Source organism: Silicimonas algicola (assembly GCF_003148765.1).
GTDB classification, from domain to species: domain Bacteria; phylum Pseudomonadota; class Alphaproteobacteria; order Rhodobacterales; family Rhodobacteraceae; genus Silicimonas; species Silicimonas algicola.
The window spans coordinates 161,782-178,313 of sequence record NZ_QGGV01000006.1; the positions used below are offsets into that span (position 1 = coordinate 161,782).

Annotated in this window: 13 protein-coding genes; 6 read left to right on the top strand and 7 right to left on the bottom strand. The window is 66.0% G+C overall.

Annotated features, from left to right (window positions below):
* Window positions 1-3: 3 nt before the first annotated feature.
* From C8D95_RS14215 to C8D95_RS14235, 5 genes are read right to left on the bottom strand one after another with little or no spacing between them, the layout of a single operon-like run.
* Entirely contained in the window at window positions 4-960 is a 957-nt protein-coding gene (locus C8D95_RS14215) for an ABC transporter permease (RefSeq protein WP_109759847.1), read from the bottom strand.
* Entirely contained in the window at window positions 957-1,988 is a 1,032-nt protein-coding gene (locus C8D95_RS14220; protein ID WP_109759848.1) for an ABC transporter permease, read from the bottom strand. Before C8D95_RS14220 ends, C8D95_RS14215 begins: the two co-directional genes overlap by 4 nt.
* Complete coding sequence (locus tag C8D95_RS14225; protein WP_109759943.1) at window positions 1,988-3,511, bottom strand: sugar ABC transporter ATP-binding protein; 1,524 nt, start codon at window positions 3,509-3,511, stop codon at window positions 1,988-1,990. Before C8D95_RS14225 ends, C8D95_RS14220 begins: the two co-directional genes overlap by 1 nt.
* Before the next feature lie 56 nt (window positions 3,512-3,567).
* A complete protein-coding gene (locus C8D95_RS14230; RefSeq protein ID WP_109759849.1) occupies window positions 3,568-4,698 on the bottom strand; it encodes a sugar ABC transporter substrate-binding protein in 1,131 nt (376 codons plus the stop codon).
* A gap of 20 nt (window positions 4,699-4,718) precedes the next feature.
* Window positions 4,719-5,525, bottom strand: coding sequence for a FadR/GntR family transcriptional regulator (locus tag C8D95_RS14235; protein ID WP_170121486.1), 807 nt, complete (start codon window positions 5,523-5,525; stop codon window positions 4,719-4,721).
* Between the two features lie 108 nt (window positions 5,526-5,633).
* On the opposite strand from C8D95_RS14235, the gene C8D95_RS14240 reads away from it, so the two are divergent.
* Window positions 5,634-6,542, top strand: coding sequence for an SMP-30/gluconolactonase/LRE family protein (locus tag C8D95_RS14240; RefSeq protein WP_109759851.1), 909 nt, complete (start codon window positions 5,634-5,636; stop codon window positions 6,540-6,542).
* Window positions 6,543-7,048: 506 nt separating this feature from the next.
* Complete coding sequence (locus tag C8D95_RS22285) at window positions 7,049-10,312, top strand: Ig-like domain-containing protein (RefSeq protein WP_206508347.1); 3,264 nt, start codon at window positions 7,049-7,051, stop codon at window positions 10,310-10,312.
* A 99-nt stretch (window positions 10,313-10,411) separates the two neighbouring features.
* Here the strand turns inward: C8D95_RS22285 and C8D95_RS14250 are convergent, their stop codons facing one another.
* Entirely contained in the window at window positions 10,412-11,929 is a 1,518-nt protein-coding gene (locus C8D95_RS14250; protein WP_109759852.1) for a malonate--CoA ligase, read from the bottom strand.
* Between the two features lie 18 nt (window positions 11,930-11,947).
* Window positions 11,948-12,646, bottom strand: a complete 699-nt coding sequence (locus C8D95_RS14255; protein WP_109759853.1) for a GntR family transcriptional regulator — start codon at window positions 12,644-12,646, stop codon at window positions 11,948-11,950.
* 111 nt (window positions 12,647-12,757) lie between these two features.
* On the opposite strand from C8D95_RS14255, the gene C8D95_RS14260 reads away from it, so the two are divergent.
* Genes C8D95_RS14260 through C8D95_RS14275 form a run of 4 tightly spaced genes read left to right on the top strand, consistent with a single transcriptional unit; the run spans window position 12,758 to window position 16,530 of the window.
* The gene (locus tag C8D95_RS14260) at window positions 12,758-13,996 is read left to right on the top strand and encodes a CaiB/BaiF CoA transferase family protein (RefSeq protein WP_109759854.1); all 1,239 of its coding nucleotides are present in this window, start codon (window positions 12,758-12,760) and stop codon (window positions 13,994-13,996) included.
* A gap of 15 nt (window positions 13,997-14,011) precedes the next feature.
* On the top strand, window positions 14,012-14,797 hold the full coding sequence (locus C8D95_RS14265; protein ID WP_109759855.1) for an enoyl-CoA hydratase: 786 nt from the start codon (window positions 14,012-14,014) through the stop codon (window positions 14,795-14,797).
* Between the two features lie 3 nt (window positions 14,798-14,800).
* Window positions 14,801-15,262, top strand: a complete 462-nt coding sequence (locus tag C8D95_RS14270; protein ID WP_109759856.1) for a PaaI family thioesterase — start codon at window positions 14,801-14,803, stop codon at window positions 15,260-15,262.
* A complete protein-coding gene (locus C8D95_RS14275) occupies window positions 15,259-16,530 on the top strand; it encodes an aminotransferase class V-fold PLP-dependent enzyme (RefSeq protein WP_109759857.1) in 1,272 nt (423 codons plus the stop codon). The genes C8D95_RS14270 and C8D95_RS14275 overlap by 4 nt, the downstream gene beginning before the upstream one ends.
* Window positions 16,531-16,532 lie beyond the last annotated feature (2 nt).

A 16,532-nucleotide genomic window follows, 5' to 3' on the forward strand; every position in this document is an offset into this window, starting at 1 on the left:
GTCTCAGGTGCGCGATCCGCCCTCCCGGCCATAGACCAGCAGCATCCCCACGATGACGACGCCGTAGATGATCTGGCGAAAGGCCTCCGGCATCTGCATGATCGACAGGACGGAATTGAGGAAGACGATCAGGATCACGCCCACGAGCGTTCCGGCATAGCGACCGCGCCCGCCGAGGATGTGCGTGCCGCCCAGAACGACGGCGGCGATGGCGGGCAGAAGGAAGGCGTTGCCCATGCCCTGATAGGCCTTGGCCGAGTACCCGGCGAGAAGGACGCCGGCCGTCGAGGCGCAGAGAGCCGAGATCACGAAGGCCGCGACGATGACGCCGCGCGTGCGGATGCCTGACAGGTAGGCGGCGCCCTCTTTCGCGCCGGTGGCGTAGATGGCCTTGCCGAGGCCGGTGCGCGTCAGGATGCCTGCGATCACAAGAGACACGCCGGCCCAGACGAAGATCGCCACGGGGATACCCGCGATGCGGTCCGCGGCGAGGAAGCGCATGAGCGGCGAGGCGGTGGTCTGCGGCGCGAAGCCGCCGGTATGCGCGACCATCAGGCCACGCAGGACCGAGTCGACGCCGAGCGTGAAGATCATCGAGGGAATGCGCAGGTAAGCCACGCCGAAGCCGTTGAGGAGACCGACGAGGAGTCCCACGGCAAGCCCGGTCGGGATGGCCCATGGCCCGCCCACGGTCGTCGCCATCATCGCCGCCGCCGTCAGCGTCCATGGCACCGACAGGTCGATGTGGCCGAGAAGGATCACCACCATCATGCCGGCGGCGCAGATGCCGAGGAACGAGCCGATCTGAAGCTGTTGCAACAGATAGCCGGGTGACAGCATCGGCGCGGTGCCCTGGGTCGACAATGTGTAGACCGTGCCGAAGAGGACGATGACCACGACGAAGATCGCGGCGATGGCGATGGGGCGGTTCTCGGGCGAGAGGCGCGCGAAGGGGGTCATCGGAAAAGCTCCAGCCTGTTCTTGACCCTGAGCGTGCGCAGCGCGCCAAGCGAGACCGCGACGAGAAGGACAAGCCCCTCGATCAGAGGTTGCAGGAGCGGGTCGATGGAGAGAATGCGGAAGTAGAACGAGATCACGCGCAGGATGCCCGCGCCGACCAGCGAGCCGATGGCGCCGCCGATGCCTCCCAGAAGCGAGGACCCTCCCAGGACGACGGCGGCGATGGAATTAAGCGTATAGGCCCCCGCCTGCGACACGTCGGCATTGCCGGACGAGGTCTGGATGGCAAGGTAGAGCCCGCCGCAGGACGCGAAAAATCCCGCCAGCGTAAAGGCCGCGATCTTGGCGCGACGGACCGGAAGACCGGACATGAAGGCGGCACTTTCCGCCGAGCCGATGGCATAGACCGTGCGCCCGGTGACGGTGCGCTTGAAGGGGATCCAGACCCCGAATCCGATCACGAGAAGGATGATGAGAGGCACGGGTATGTTGACGAAGGGCTGCAGCCAGGCGGCGTTGCCGTCGTCGGCAAGGCCGTAGGTTTCGGCGAAGTCGAAGACCGCGTTGGTCACCGCCCAGTTCAGGTCGCCGTCGATCTCGCCGCCGGGCGAGGGACGGATGATGAGGGCCAGACCGATGGCGATGGCCCCCGTGGCGAGCGTCGCGATGATGGGCTGGATGCGGCCGTAGACCACGATAAGGCCGTTCATCAGGCCGAAGGCGGTGCCGCAGGCGAGCGTGACGATCATGCCCAGCACCATCTGCACGGGCGAGCCCGTGACGAGGTGCGAGGCGATGCAGTTCGCCAGCGTCATCACCGCGCCTACAGAGAGGTCGAGCCCGCCCATCAGGACCGGGATCGTCTGCGCCATGGCGACGAAGGCGATGGCGACGCTTTCGTTGGCGTTCTGGATGAAGACCGCGGTCGAGAAGCCGCGCGGATGCAGCGCGTGGTAGCCGAGGAACAGGACCAGGAACATCGCGAGGGCGCCGGCGAAGGCGCGGTTCCTGAGGATAAGGTCGCGCATCAGGCCGCCTCCCCGCCGGGGATATTCAGCGAGGCCGAGACGATGTTCTCTTCGGTCAGACGCTCGCCATCGAGTTCGGCGACCACGCGGCCGTCGTAGAGGATCGAGACGCGGTCGCAGCAGCCGATCAGCTCGTCATAGTCGGTGGAGTAGAGGACGATGGCCTTTCCGGCGTCGGCAAGCTGGCGCATCAGGCGATAGATCTCCTGCTTTGTGCCCACGTCGATGCCGCGCGTGGGATCGTTCAGAAGGATCACGTCGGGGTCGTCGATCAGCCATTTGGCGATGACGACCTTCTGCTGGTTGCCGCCGGACAGCGTCTCGACCTTGTCGGTGACGTCGCCAACCTTGATCTGTAGCTGGGTCACGGCGTCCGCGATGGCCGTATCGGCGCGGCTCCGGTCGATCAGGGGGCCGGTCGAGACGCGGGCGTAATTCGGAGTCAGCAGGTTGTCGGCGATGGAGAGTTGCAGCATCAGCCCCTCGGTCTTGCGATCCTCGGGCACGAGGGCGAGCGAGGTCGGCTGCCGCTTGGCCCTGGCGGGAGACGCGGGTCGATACGGGCGGCCGCCGAGTTCGATGCGGCCCGTGACGCCCTTAAGCACCCCGAAGAGCGCGAGCAGCAGTTCCTTGTGTCCCTGACCGTCGAGGCCGCCGAGGCCGAGGATCTCGCCCGGTGCGACCTCGATGTCGATGCCCTTGAGCCGGTCCTCCCACTTCAGGGCCTCGACCTTGAGCGCGGGCGACTTGCCGGCAACGGGCGCGGGCTTCGGCGGGAACTGGGCCTCGATGTCGCGGCCGATCATCAGGCGCACGATCTCGCCACTCGTCCTCTCGCCCTTGCCGAAGGTCTCGATGTGGTGGCCGTTGCGGAAGACCGACAGCGTGTCGCAGAGTGCGTCTACCTCGTGCATCCGGTGGCTGATGAAGAGGCTCGCCACGTTGTCCTCGCGCAGCTTGCCGAGAAGGTCGTAGACGGTCTGGACGTCACGGCTCGTCAGGGCCGAGGTCGCCTCGTCGAGGATCAGGACGGACGGGTTCTTCGAGATGGCCTTGGCGATCTCGACCATCTGGCGGCGCGACAGGCTGAGGTCGCGCACGTTGGTGTCGGGGTTCACGTCCTCGCAGTCGATCCGCGCCAGAAGCTCCTCGGAGCGGCGGCGCTGCGCCCGGCGGTCGATGAGGCCCAGGCTGCGGGGGGGGCGGTCGATGAAGATGTTGTCGGCGACCGACAGGTCCGGGATCAGCGACAGCTCCTGGAAGATGCAGACGATGCCGGCGTCGCGCGCTTCGGCGGGACTGCGAAAGGCGACCGGCCTGCCGTCGAGAAGCATCCGGCCCTCGCTGGGCGGCAGGACGCCCGCCATGATCTTGATGAGCGTCGATTTGCCCGCGCCGTTCTCGCCCAGAATCGCGTGGATCGTGCCGCGGCGGCACTGGAAGTCCACGTCCTTCAGGGCGGTGATGCCGCCGAAGTAGCGCGAGACGCCTTCCAGGGCGACGTGCGGGGTCGTGCTGTCCATGCCTGCCTCGTGGTATGGGGTCGGCGGCGCCCCCTGGAGCGCCGCCGCGTCTTGCATCACTTCACGTCGGTTTCGTCCTGCGCCATGATCGCAGGGCCCGAGACGTTCACGCCGCAGGGCGGGAATTCGTTCACCGTGAAGAAGTTGTCGGGCAGGTCGGACCAGAAGTTCTTGCCGTCCTCCAGCTCCTCATAGGTCGCCACCGGAAGCGGGACCGAGATGAGCTGCGGCATCACGTTGCCTTCCAGCGCCGAGATCGCCGCTTTCATCGCCACGGCGACGAGGCCGGGCGACTGGCCGATCGAGATGCCTTTCAGGCCCTCGTCGGAATGCTCGGCGATGGCCTTGCGGAAGCCGTTCTCGGATTCGCCCGCGACCGGCACCCAGGGGTGGCCCGCGTCGGTCAGCGCCTGGATGACGCCGTTCGACCCGCCCTGGCCGATGATGGCCTCGAACTGGCCATGCACGGCGATGGCGTCGGCAACCACCTTCTGCGTGGTGCCGTCGTCCCAGTTGCCGACGACCGACACGATCTCCCAGGTGCCGTCATCGGCGGCCAGGACCTCGTTGATGCCGATCGAGCGGTCCCGGTCGACCGAGTTGCCCGGAAGTCCGCGCACCTCGAGGATCTTGCCCGAGCTGACGCCCTTGGCGTCCAGCTCCTTCAGTGCGAACTCGGCCCACATGCGGCCCATGGCAAGCTGGTCCTCGTTGACCTGCATGACCGCGTCGGTGTCGAGCACGTTGTCGAAGGGCACGAGGACGACATTCTCGCGGTCCGCAAGGCGGATGACCCGGTCGAACCCGTCGGGCGAGACGGCGATCGTAACGATCGCGTCGTAGCCCTGGTTGATGAAGTCCTCGATGGCGCCAAGCTGCGCGGGGGCGTCGGTGCCGGTCGAGACCACCTTGAATTCGGCGATCTTGTCCTTGACGGCGGGATCCTCGGCATAGGCCTTGGCGGTCTTGATCATCTGGATCCGCCAGGTGTTGCCGACGAAACCGTTGACGATGGCGATGCGGTAGGGGCCTTCCTGGGCCTCCCACTGGAAGTGCTTGGTGGATGCGTCCCACGGCGCGAAGCAGGACGGGTCGACGCCCGGTCCGTCCACGACGGAGGGGCCGGCGAAGGCGGCGGTTCCCAGGCCGGCAAGAAGCGCGGCGAGGGCGGTCGATCTGAGGTTCATTGTCTTTCCTCCCTAGAAAGTCATGACGTGATGTCCCGCTTCCCGGCCTCGGGAGCGGCGGTCTTCTGGAAAAGGGCGTACCCGGCGTTCAGATGCGTCTTCATCAGGTACTGGTAGCCCAGGCGGTCGCCCGCCTCGGCCGCCGCGAGGATGGCCTCGTGCTCGCGGTAGGTGGTGGTCTCGAAGGTGCGCCGCGACTTGCCCATCTTCATGATGCGCAGGATCACGGGCTTCATCAGGCCGTAGACGTCGAGGATGGCCTTGTTGTCGAGCAGGCTCATCAGCTTGGTGTGGAATTCGAAGTCGTACTCCGAGGCGACGTCCACATGTGGCATGTCGGTCAGCTTGGTGTTGATGCGTCTCAGCTCGGCCAGGTCGGAGGGCGTCATGCGCTCGAAGAGCGTTTCGACCGACGAGACCTCGAGCAGCGCGCGGAAGCCCTGGATGTCGCTGAAGGTCTTGGGCGACAGGTCGAGGACATTGAACGAGAACATCTCGAAGGCCGAGGCCATGCGGTTGTCGATGATCGTCGCCCCGACCTTGGGACGCACCTCGACGATGCCGTAGGCCTTCAGGATGCGCATCGCTTCGCGGACGGTGTTGCGCGAGGCGCCGAAGGCGTCGCAGAGTTCGCGCTCGGTCGGAAGGCTGTCGCCCACCGTCAGGCCGTCCCTCCCGATCAGCGCCCGGATGCTTTCGACGACGCCGTCGACGGCAGATCCGGTCTCGCTGCGTGTGGTCTGCGCCCCCGCTTCGGCCACGAAATTCCCCCCTGGCCGCCCGGTCCCGTGCCGGACGATCTCTTGTGCAACGTATTTGTCCGACAAATACCTGTCAATATTCCTGAGAGGGGGCTCCTGCCGGGATTTGAGCCCCACTTGACCAACCAAAGACGGCTCGCCAAAGTCGCACCAGCACAAGATCGGGGAGCGGCGATGCCTGGCGAACACTACGAGATCGTGGACGAGCGCTTTCGCAAGCTGATCCACAAGAATGCCAACATCGACCTTCTCTGGGAGGGTGGGCGCTGGTGCGAGGGTCCGGCCTACCTCGCGGCGGGCAAGTACCTCGTCTGGTCCGACATCCCGAACGACCGGGTAATGCGGTGGGACGAATGCTCGGGCGCGGTCTCGGTCTTCGAGCAGCCCTGCCGCAACCAGAACGGCCACACCGTCGACCTCGAGGGCCGTCTCGTCGCCTGCGAACATCGGGGCCGGCAGGTCAGCCGGATCGAGCATGACGGTTCGCTGACGATCCTGGCGGACAGGTTCGAGGGCAAGCGCTTCAACTCGCCCAACGACGTGGTGGTGAAGTCGGACGGCTCGATATGGTTCACCGATCCGTCCTACGGCATCGACAGCGAATACGAGGGCGACCAGTCGCCGTCCGAGATCGGGTCGCGCAACGTCTACCGGATCGCCCCCGATGGCGCGGTCACCTGCGTTGTCACCGACATGGTTCAGCCGAACGGTCTCGGCTTCTCGCCGGACGAGAGCCTGCTTTATGTCGCCGACACCGGGCAGACGCATAAGCCGGACCACACGCCGCGCATCCGCAGCTATCCGGTGACAGGCGACAGGCTGGGCGAGGGTGCCGACCTGATCGTCAGCAAGACCGCGGGCCTCTTCGACGGATTCCGGGTCGATACGGGCGGCAACATCTGGACCTCGGCGCGCGACGGCGTCCATTGCTATGACGCCGACGGGACGCTTCTGGGCAAGATCCTCATAGACGAGGTCGTAGCGAACGTCGTCTTCGGAGGACGGAAGAAGAATCGGCTCTTCATCTGCGCCACGACGACGCTTCGTTCGATTTACGTCAACGCGATCGGTGTGGCCCGCTAGGGGCGCAAGCGCCGGATTCGGGGCAAGGGCGGGTCACAACCCGCGATTCTTCTGCCCCACTTTCGCCAAATTCCAATTCCCCTGCCGCGTTTCTGCCAATATTGGCAAATGACCCAAGGTCAAACCCGGGAACAATCCCGGGTTTAATGCTCGGAATTCCGCTCACCAGCCTCCCGTTTTGTGTGCGCGCCGCACGGATGGCAGCAATTTGCCGTCAACAATCCGCCCATTTGCAGTCCATTGCCGAGCGGAAATCCCCCATTTGTAGACGGTTCCGAACAAATCTAGCCCTGTGCCGTGTTGGTCGATCCGACGGGAACCAATTGCCATCGCTTGGTCACAATACGCCCCAAGCGACGCCTCAATCAGGCTCCCATCTGATCGCGTTCCGAGTGGCCTGTGTGCGGCCAAAAAAATCAAAAAACGATGCGCCAAACGGACGGAGCTCTCAAAATGAACGTGACGTGTAAACGCCCGCACAATGGATTTGTCGGGAGGGTCGAGGAATGAACTTTCTCCTGATCCTGTTCGGCCTCTTTGGAAGTGCAGCAGCCTTTGGCTCGGGGGGCGGTGACGGCAGCATGACCGCTGACGGCAAGGTGGACAACAACGGCAAGGGCAACGGCAAGCCCGACAAGGATCCCATCCCGGTCGACACCGGCAGCCAGACCGAGGAAGAGCCGGTCGAGGAGCCTGTCGAAGAGGAGCCCCAAGCGCCTGTCGAGGAGCCGACCAACGAGGTCCCGACCGAAGAGCCTGTGGAAGAGCCCGTCGAAGAGCCCGTCGAGGAGCCTGTCGACGAGACCCCCGTCGAAGAGCCGACGAACGAGGTTCCGACCGAAGAGCCTGTGGAAGAGCCCGTCGAGGAGCCCGTGGACGAGACGCCGGTCGAGGAGCCGACGAACGAAGTCCCGACTGAGGAACCGACCGAGGAACCCGTAGAAGAACCCGTCGAGGAGCCGACCGACGAGGTTCCGACCGAAGAGCCGGCCGAGGAACCCACCGGCGGCAGCGACAGCCCGATCGACATCACGAACCCCGGCCAGTCGACCAACAGCGACGGCGCCGACACCGATCCGATCGTCGTCAACGGCACCATCGACGTGGTGACCGGACGGACCCACACGCTCGACGCCGTGGGCGACGATGTCACCGCCGTCCGCATCATCTCGGACGTTGAGCATGGCCATGTCACGGTGAACCCCGACGGCACGCTGGCTCTCGTGATGACCGGCGAGACCTACACCGGATCGCAGAGCTTCCGCTACGAGGCGACCCACGCCGACGGCAGCACGACCACGCATACGGTCAACATGAGGTGCGTCGAGGGCGATCAGGCCGCTGGCTGGGCCACCGGCACGTCGCACTACATGCTCGAGACCGACGAGAACGACAACGTCGTCGTCGAGGCGGGCGAGAACCACACCAAGGTCTACGTCTCGGGCTCCGGCGACGCGCTGTCGCTGGCCGACATCGCCCGCGCCGAAGGCATGGACGTAAGCCAGGTCACCGGCGAGTGGCTTCTCGCGAACGGCACCTATGGCCAGAGTGAAGGCCTGGCCCTGGCCGAGGACGCCGGCATGGCGCTCTGGCACGCGGCGACGCCTCGCGGCTCGGAAACGTCGAACTGGCTTCTGTTCGAGCGCGGCTACACCTATGACGACCTCGGCCGCGTGATGATCCGCGACACCGACGGCGAGGACCCGCTGCACCCGCTCTATGTCGGAGCCTACGGCTCGGGCGACAAGCCGATCCTGACCGAGGAGTTCCTCCAGAACAACGAAGGCAGCACCAACCTCGTCGTGCAGGGGCTCGAGTTCCGCGGCGGTGTCTTCTTCGCTCAGGCGGGCGGCAACATCATCTTCGACGACATCAGCGTAAAATACGTCGAGATGGATGTGATGCATCAGGACGGCGTGACGGTCCGCAACTCCGACTTCACGGACGTCCACAACGAAGCCCCGGTCAACGCCGAATGGCAGGGGTCGTGGGACCGCGCCCAGGGCATCTTCGCCAACTTCAACAACGGCGTCCTGCTCGAAGGCAACTTCTTCGACCTGAACGGCTACGAGCTTGGCTTCACCGGCCAGGACGCGTCGTCGCCGCAGCCACCCACGATGTACAGCCACAACATGTACATCGGCAACGACAACACCGACATCACGCTCCGCGACTCGATCTCGATGCGGGCCTCGTCCTTCGGCGCGCAGGTGCGTCCGGGCGGCTTCATCGAGGACAACGTCTTCATCGACAACAACGCGGCCTTCGCTACGGTCGGCGGAGACTACAAGGACGCGGGCTACGTCGGGTACTACTCGCTCCTCAGCGGCAACATCGTGACCTCGGGCGCCCACAAGGACGCCGACATGGTCGGGGCCTTCACGCTCGGCCTGACGGACGATGCGCTGATGACCTCGCTCGTCGACAACGTGGTCGCGCACCTCGCCAACCCGGACGACCCGTCCGAGCTGGACTACAAGTACTGGATCAACGACGCGAACCGGTCGATCGATCCCTACTACAACGACACCATCGTCTGGAACTGGATGGGCGCGCGCGCCTTCGAGTATCCCGACAAGGACGTCGACGTGAACGTCGAGGGTCTGGACCCGTCCGTCATGGACGCGACCACGATCCAGCGCTTCACCGCGCAGCTTCTGGGCACGAACGAGGCGACGATCGGCGACCTGGCCGACTATCTGAGGGCGCAGGCCGACGGCACGCTCGATGACGTGGTCGACGCCGACCTCATCATCAAGTTCTTCCAGGAAGGCTTCGGCATCGAGGCCGACATGCGCGACGGCGCCGAGACGCTGCGCTTCATCCCGAACGACCTCGGCGACGGGGTCCGGTGGGACAACCACCTAAACTGGAGCACCGACGACCTTCCCGGCCTCTATGCCGAGGACGACGTCGACCTGGGCGGTAACCACGTCGTCTTCGGGACCAATGCCACCATCGACGAGCTCGAATTCGGGCCGGACGGCGAGCTTCAGGTCTACGGCGGCAAGCTGACCGTCGCGGGCGGTGTCACCGGCGACTATGCCGGCAGCCTCGACATCACCTCGGCCGGTCAGTTCTGGACCGAAGGCGGGGATGCCGCGAACCTCGACATCGACGTCATGGGCGGGCGCTTCGTGAACACCGGCGCCATGTCGGGAGCCGACCTGTCGGTCACCGGCGGGCAGGCGATCCTCGCCACCGACAACGCAGAGTTCGACGTCGAGAGCGGCGACAAGCTCTCGATCTCGGGTGCGGGCCGCGCCGGCTTCGACGGCGAGGACGGGGGTATGGCGATCCTCGACATGCACGCGGGCTCGACGCTCGAGTTCCTCACCGAGGGCGGCGACCTGGGCTCGATCTCCGAGTTCCGCTCGGGCGCCTTTGGCGACAGCGATGTCAAGTCCGGGGCCGATCTGGGCGACACGAACCTGACGATCAACCTCGCCGGCCTCTCGGCCAGCGCAGGAAGCGCTTTCACGCTGATGGAGGTCGACGAGATCATCGGTCTCTTCGACGAGGCATCGGTCTCGGGCCTCGGATCGCGCGACGCGACGATCGTGGTCGACTACGAGACCGATACCGTGACGCTGAAGCTGGCCTCGGGGTCGGGCAAGGTCGCGGTGCAGACGGTCGGCGGTCAGGACGCGGTCAGCGCGGGCCACGAAGACCTCTGGGACGCGCTTGTCTCGGGTCAGGGCGTGGTCAGCGAGACGGCCCAGGCCATGCTGCCGGACGACGAAGAGGACGCGCTTCTCGACGCCGCCTGACGATATCCCCCACCGCGCGCGCGTCCGTGTATCGGACGCGGGTCACCGGTACGCAAACGCCCCGGGCCTGTCCCGGGGCGTTTTCTTTTCCGAGCGATGTCAGGAGGGGGTGAAGGTATTCGCGAACCGCGCGCGCAGGTCGGCCTTCTGAACCTTGCCCATGGTGTTTCGGGGCAACTCGTCCACCAACTCATAGCGGCGGGGTCGCTTGAAGCCCGCAAGTTCGGTCCGTGCGGCGGCTTCGATGGCCGCGAGGTCGGGCGCGGCCTTGTCTTGCGGAACGATGACGGCCACGACGGTTTCGCCAAAGTCCGGGTGAGGCGCGCCGACGACCGCGCTTTCCTTCACGCCGGGCTGGGCGTCGAGGAAAAGCTCGATCTCCTTCGGGTAGATGTTGTAGCCGCCCGAGATGATGAGATCCTTGCCGCGCCCCACGATGTGGACGTAGCCGTCCCCGTCGATCCGGGCGAGGTCGCCCGTGATGAAGAACCCGTCCTCGAGAATCTCGGCCTTTGTCTTCTCGGGCATCCGCCAATAACCCTTGAACACGTTCGGTCCGCGCACATGCAGGACGCCGATCTCGCCCTGCGCGACCTCGGCGCCGGTGGCGGGATCGCAGACCTTCGCCTCGACGCCGGGCAGGGGGAAGCCGACCGTCCCTGCGCGACGTTCGCCCTCGTAGGGGTTCGAGGTGTTCATGCTGGTCTCGGTCATTCCGTAGCGCTCGAGGATGCGATGCCCGGTCCGTTCCTCGAAACGGATGTGGGTTTCGGCCAGGAGAGGCGCTGAGCCGGAGATGAAGAGCCGCATGTGGGACACGAGGTCCCTAGTGAAGCGCGGATCGTCCAGTAGGCGGGTGTAGAAGGTGGGCACGCCCATCATCGTGGTGGCGCGGGGCAGGGCGGCGATGACCGCGTCCTGATCGAACTTCGGCAGGAAGATCAGCGATCCCCCCGCCATCAGAAGCGTGTTCGTCGCGACGAAAAGACCGTGCGCATGAAAGATCGGCAATGCGTGGAGGAGGACATCGTCCGATGTGAAGCGCCAGGCCTCGACCAGCGCCTCGGCGTTCGACAGAAGGTTCCTGTGGGTCAGCATGGCCCCCTTGGACCGCCCCGTCGTGCCCGAGGTGTAGAGCAGCGCGGCGATGTCGTCCTCGCCCCGCGCGGCGGGCGGCGGCGTCGACGTCTGCACGGCGGCTGCCTCGGACAGCGAACCCGTGCCATCAGCGTCGAGCGTGAGAAGCTTCGCCTGCGCACCCCTTGCGACTTCGGCCAGCGCCTCGGCCTCGCCCGGATCGCAGACGAAAAGCGCAGCCTCGCTGTCGGTCACGAAGTAGTCCAGTTCGCGCGGGGTGTAGGCCGTGTTGAGCGGCAGAAAGACCAGACCTGCGCGGATGCAGGCTGCATAGAGCGCCAGCGCTTCCGGCGATTTCTGAACGTGGACCGCCACCCGGTCGCCAGGCACAAGACCGAGCGATGACAGCGCAGCCGCAAGCCATCCGGACATTTCGAGGAAGGCGGCGTGGGTGATGACCGAGCCGTCCGCGAGGATCAGGAAGGGCGTGTCCTGCCCCTCGTGCGGCTTGAAGAGGCGGTCGTAAAGCGGATTGGCCATGTCGGGGTGCGTTCCTTCTCAGCCGGCCGCCATGTCATCCTGGGACAGCATCTTCATGTAGCGGCCAAGCCCCGAGCGGATGTGGTCCAGCGCCGCGTTGCGCGCCGCTTCGGCCTCTCCCGCCGAGACGGCGGCGCGGATGACTTCGTGTTCGTCGATGGATCGCGCGATGTTGGTGGCGATGGACAGGCCGCGCCGGCGGAAGAGGTGCATTTCCTTGACGAGGTTGTCATAGATCGTCTTCGCCTTCGGATTGCCCGCGGCAGTCATCAGCATGTCGTGGAAGACGATGTTCAGCGCGTAATAGGCCTTGGTGTCGTTGTCCCTCAGCGCTTCCCTCATCCGGTCGAGGTTCTCGTCCATGCCGCGGACCAGTCTCGGCTCGTCGCCCTCGGCAACGCGCGACGCAGCCGACGAGCAAGCCATCGCGAAGATCGCGCCCCGCAGGTCATAGAGGTTGCGCACCTCGGCCAGGGTGGTTTCGTGGACGAAGGCGCCGCGATTGGCGATAAGGTCGATGAGCCCGGAATCGGCAAGCGAACGGATCGCCTCGCGCACCGTGCCGCGACTGACGCCCATGGCGGTCGACAGGACCAGTTCGTTCAGCTTCTCGCCGGCGGCAAGGTCGCCTTCGACGATCATGCGCTCGATCTCGGACCTGACCTCGCCCGCAAGGGTGGCGCGTGCAGCGCCGATGGACCTGGCCTGGATGCTCATGACGTCTCCTCGCCTGCCAACTGAATTCTGTCAACAATTAACATTTATATTGCCTATCCTCAATCGCTGTCATACTTCTAGTCAGCGCAGGATCACCACGGGAGAGCCAACATGCCGCAGCCCGCGAACCGGACCGACAGCGTCGACGGCCAGGGCGGGGCAGGGGCAGAGCGTCCCGTCGCGAGCGAAGCCCTTCGCGGCATCCGTGTCCTCGACCTGACGCGCGTACGCTCGGGGCCGACCTGCGTGCGCCAGCTCGCCGACTGGGGCGCCGATGTCATCAAGATCGAAGCGCCGTCCGACAAGGCGCAACTGGGCGGTCCGCGCTCCGGTCCCGACTTCCAGAACCTGCACCGCAACAAGCGCAGCCTGACGCTGGATCTCAAGACAGACGGCGGTCGCGAGGCCTTCCACCGCCTTGCGAAGACGGCGGACGTGGTGGTCGAGAACTTCCGGCCCGACGTGAAGACGCGGCTTGGCATCGACTACGCGGCGCTGTCGAAAGAGAACCCGGGCCTCGTCTACGCCTCTATCTCGGGCTTTGGACAGGACGGTCCTCTGGCGGCCCGTCCCGGTTTCGACCAGATCGCCCAGGGCATGGGCGGGCTCATGTCGATCACCGGCAAGCCCGGAGAGGGGCCTATGCGCGTCGGCATCCCGATTGCGGATCTCTGCGCCGGGCTCTTCGCTGCGCAGGGCATCCTCGTCGCGCTGATCGAGCGGCAGAGGTCGGGCATGGGCCAGTGGGTCCAGACCTCGCTTCTTCAGGCCCAGGTCTTCATGCTCGACTTCCAGGCCGCGCGCTATCTGATGGACGGCGAGGTGCCGGGCCAGGCGGGCAACAACCACCCGACGTCGATCCCCACCGGCGTCTTCCGCACCAAGGACGGCCACATGAACCTCGCCGTCGCGGGGCAGGAGATCTGGGTTCGCTTCGCCCGTGCGTTCGGACGCGACGACTGGCTCGAGGACGACCGCTACAAGACGGCGCCCGCGCGGTCCGAGAATCGCGACGCGCTCGGCGACGAGATCGAGGCGATCACGCTGACCCGCACCACCGCAGAATGGGTCGACGCGATGAACGAGGCGGGCGTGCCGGCGGGCGAGATCAACGACATCGGCCAGGTCTTCCGCGAACCGCAGGTCGAGCATCTGGGCCTCGCCCAGCCCGTGAAAAGCCGCGAGCGCGGCGACACGAGGCTTGTCGGGCAACCGATCCTGATGAGCCGCACGCCAAGCCACATCGCCATGCCGCCGCCGCTGGCGGGGGAGCATTCGGCCGAAATCCTCGCCGAAATCGGCTATTCCGACGCCGAGATCGAGGCCATGAAGGCCGCCGGCGCCATCTGACTTAGGAACGGACCCATGACCGACAAGATCCTCACCGAACGCTCGGGCGATATCGCCCGCATCGTCTTCAACCAACCGGAAAAGCGGAACGCCGTCTCGCTGGAAATGTGGGAAGCGGTCGAGGAGGCGGTGACGCGGTTCCAGTCCGACCAGGGCGTGCGCATCCTGATCCTGTCGGGTGCGGGCGGAAAAGCCTTTGTCTCGGGCGCGGACGTCTCGAAGTTCGAAAGCGAACGGGCGAGCGAGGAGGGTGTGGCGCGCTACAACGCGACCACGAAACGGGTCTACGACATGATCGCGGCCTTCCCGAAACCCACCATCGCGCAGATCGACGGCTTCTGCATCGGCGGCGGCGTGGCGCTGGCGCTGTGTTGCGACGTTCGGATCTGCGGGACCTCGTCGAGTTTCGCGATCCCGGCGGCGAAGCTCGGCCTCGGCTACGGCTTCCCCGGCATCAAGCGGCTGGTCGACGTCGTGGGGCCGGCCTTCGCCAAGGAGATCTTCTTCACCGCCCGCCGCTTCGACGCCGAGGAGGCCCGCGTCATGGGGCTCGTCAACCGCGTCGTCCCGGACGGGCAGGTCGAGGCCGCGGCGACCGAAATGGCCGAGACCATCGCGGGCAACGCGCCGATGACCGTCGCCTCGGTCAAGTACATCGTGGGCGAGACGCTGAAGGACGAAAGCGCGCGCGACCTCGCCGAATGCGACCGCCGCGTGAAGGAATGCTTCGACAGCCAGGACTACGTCGAGGGCCGCCGCGCCTTCCTCGAGAAGCGCAAGCCGCAGTTCGTCGGATCCTGACCCATGGCCGATGATGCCCGGCGCATCGACGCCGACGCCGCCCGCGCGCGTTTCGAAGATGCGCTCGACAGCCACGCGCAGGACTTCGAGACGTTCTTCCTGGCCCGCTTCCTGGACCTCGGCTTCGAGTACCTGCCCGAAGACGCCGCCGACGCGGACAAGGACTGCTGCCGCGTGACCTTCGAGGTGACGGACATGCTGCGCAATCCGCAGGGCTCGCTGCACGGCGGGGTCATGGCGACGGCGATGGATATCTCGATGGGCCATCTCGCGAAGAAGGTGGCCGGACCCGGCGCCACCATCGAGATGAAGATCCAGTTCACCCGCCCTGTCATGGACGGTCAGGTCACCTGCGAGGGGCGGTTCATCAAGAAAGGTCGGTCGATCTCGTTCATGGAGAGCCGGCTGACCGGAGCCGACGGCAAGCTCGCCGCACTCGCCACCGCAACATGGAAGATGCCATGAAGGATACCGCCGCCACGGGCTTCTCGCCCGCTCTCCTGTCCGAAATCCGCGACCGTTTCGCGCATGTCGACACCTGCCCCTTCGAGGGCGAGCGGGTGTTCTTCGAGAACGCGGGCGGTGCGCTGACCCTCAAGTCGGTGGTCGAGACCTCGGCGAAGATGGCCGCCATCCCTGACAACCAGGGCCGCGACAATCCGGCGTCGAAGGCGCTCGTCGAGATCATCGACCGCGCGAAGGCCGACATGCGTGTCCTCTTCAACGCGCCTGAAGGTCAGTTCTTCGTCGGCGAAAGCGGGACCGAGCTTCTGTTCCGCCTGATCTCCGTCGCCTGTCTCGGCACGCCCGAGGGCGGCCGCGTCGTCGGAAGCTCGATGGAGCATCCGGCCTCGCGCAGCGCCGCTGACAGATGGGCGAAGGTGGCGGGCAAGGCCCATGTGGTCGTCGCGCATGACGACGAGACCGGATCGGTCGGACCGGAGCATTATGCCGATGCGCTGACGCCCGACACCCGCGTCGCCACCATCGTCCACACCTCGCCGGTCACCGGCATGGGCGTCGATGTCGCCGCCATAGCGCGGGCGATCCGTACCGTCTCGCCCGACTGCATCATCATCGTCGACGGCATTCAGCACGCGGCCCACGGCCGTCTCGACATCGAGAGCTACGACATCGACGGCTATGTCGTCTCTCCCTACAAGGTCTTCTCGCGCCACGGCTACGGCGTCGCCTGGGTCTCGGACCGTCTGAGCGCTCTGCCGCACGATACGCTGATGAACGCGCCCGGCGCGCCCTGGGAGATGGGGACGCGCGACACCGGCTCCTACGCCACTTTCTCGGACGTCGTCGCCTACTTCGACTGGCTTGGCGGACAGGTCTCCGACGCCACCGACCGCCGCGCGCGCATCGTCGCCGCCGGCGAGGCGATCCACGACCACGAGAAGCGGCTGACCGACGCCATGCTCTACGGCACCGGCAACCTCGCGGGGCTGGCCGAGTTGCCTGGCGTCCGCATCGTTGGCGGCGTCGACAACCCGCGCCGCGAGGGGCTGGTGTCCTTCGCGCTGAGCGGCAGCGAAGCGCCCGAAATCGTCGCTGCCCTGCGTGAGCGCGGCATCCGCGTCCATAGCCGCAAGGCCGACCACTACTCGGGCAACATCCTCGATCCGCTCGGCCTCGCCACCTGTGTGCGCGTCTCGCTATGCCACTACAACTCCGAGGCCGAGGTGGCGCAGTTCCTGCAGGCGATGAAGGAAATCGTCGGAGCCTGACG

Excerpts from the sequence above, each read along its gene's own strand:
- C8D95_RS14265 (WP_109759855.1), top strand. The coding sequence starts at position 14,012 with ATGACCGACAAGATCCTCACCGAACGCTCGGGCGATATCGCCCGCATC.
- C8D95_RS14225 (WP_109759943.1), bottom strand. The coding sequence starts at position 3,511 with ATGGACAGCACGACCCCGCACGTCGCCCTGGAAGGCGTCTCGCGCTAC.
- C8D95_RS22285 (WP_206508347.1), top strand. The coding sequence starts at position 7,049 with ATGAACTTTCTCCTGATCCTGTTCGGCCTCTTTGGAAGTGCAGCAGCC.
- C8D95_RS14255 (WP_109759853.1), bottom strand. The coding sequence starts at position 12,646 with ATGAGCATCCAGGCCAGGTCCATCGGCGCTGCACGCGCCACCCTTGCG.
- C8D95_RS14275 (WP_109759857.1), top strand. The coding sequence starts at position 15,259 with ATGAAGGATACCGCCGCCACGGGCTTCTCGCCCGCTCTCCTGTCCGAA.
- C8D95_RS14270 (WP_109759856.1), top strand. The coding sequence starts at position 14,801 with ATGGCCGATGATGCCCGGCGCATCGACGCCGACGCCGCCCGCGCGCGT.
- C8D95_RS14250 (WP_109759852.1), bottom strand. The coding sequence starts at position 11,929 with ATGGCCAATCCGCTTTACGACCGCCTCTTCAAGCCGCACGAGGGGCAG.
- C8D95_RS14220 (WP_109759848.1), bottom strand. The coding sequence starts at position 1,988 with ATGCGCGACCTTATCCTCAGGAACCGCGCCTTCGCCGGCGCCCTCGCG.
- C8D95_RS14240 (WP_109759851.1), top strand. The coding sequence starts at position 5,634 with ATGCCTGGCGAACACTACGAGATCGTGGACGAGCGCTTTCGCAAGCTG.
- C8D95_RS14260 (WP_109759854.1), top strand. The coding sequence starts at position 12,758 with ATGCCGCAGCCCGCGAACCGGACCGACAGCGTCGACGGCCAGGGCGGG.
- C8D95_RS14230 (WP_109759849.1), bottom strand. The coding sequence starts at position 4,698 with ATGAACCTCAGATCGACCGCCCTCGCCGCGCTTCTTGCCGGCCTGGGA.
- C8D95_RS14215 (WP_109759847.1), bottom strand. The coding sequence starts at position 960 with ATGACCCCCTTCGCGCGCCTCTCGCCCGAGAACCGCCCCATCGCCATC.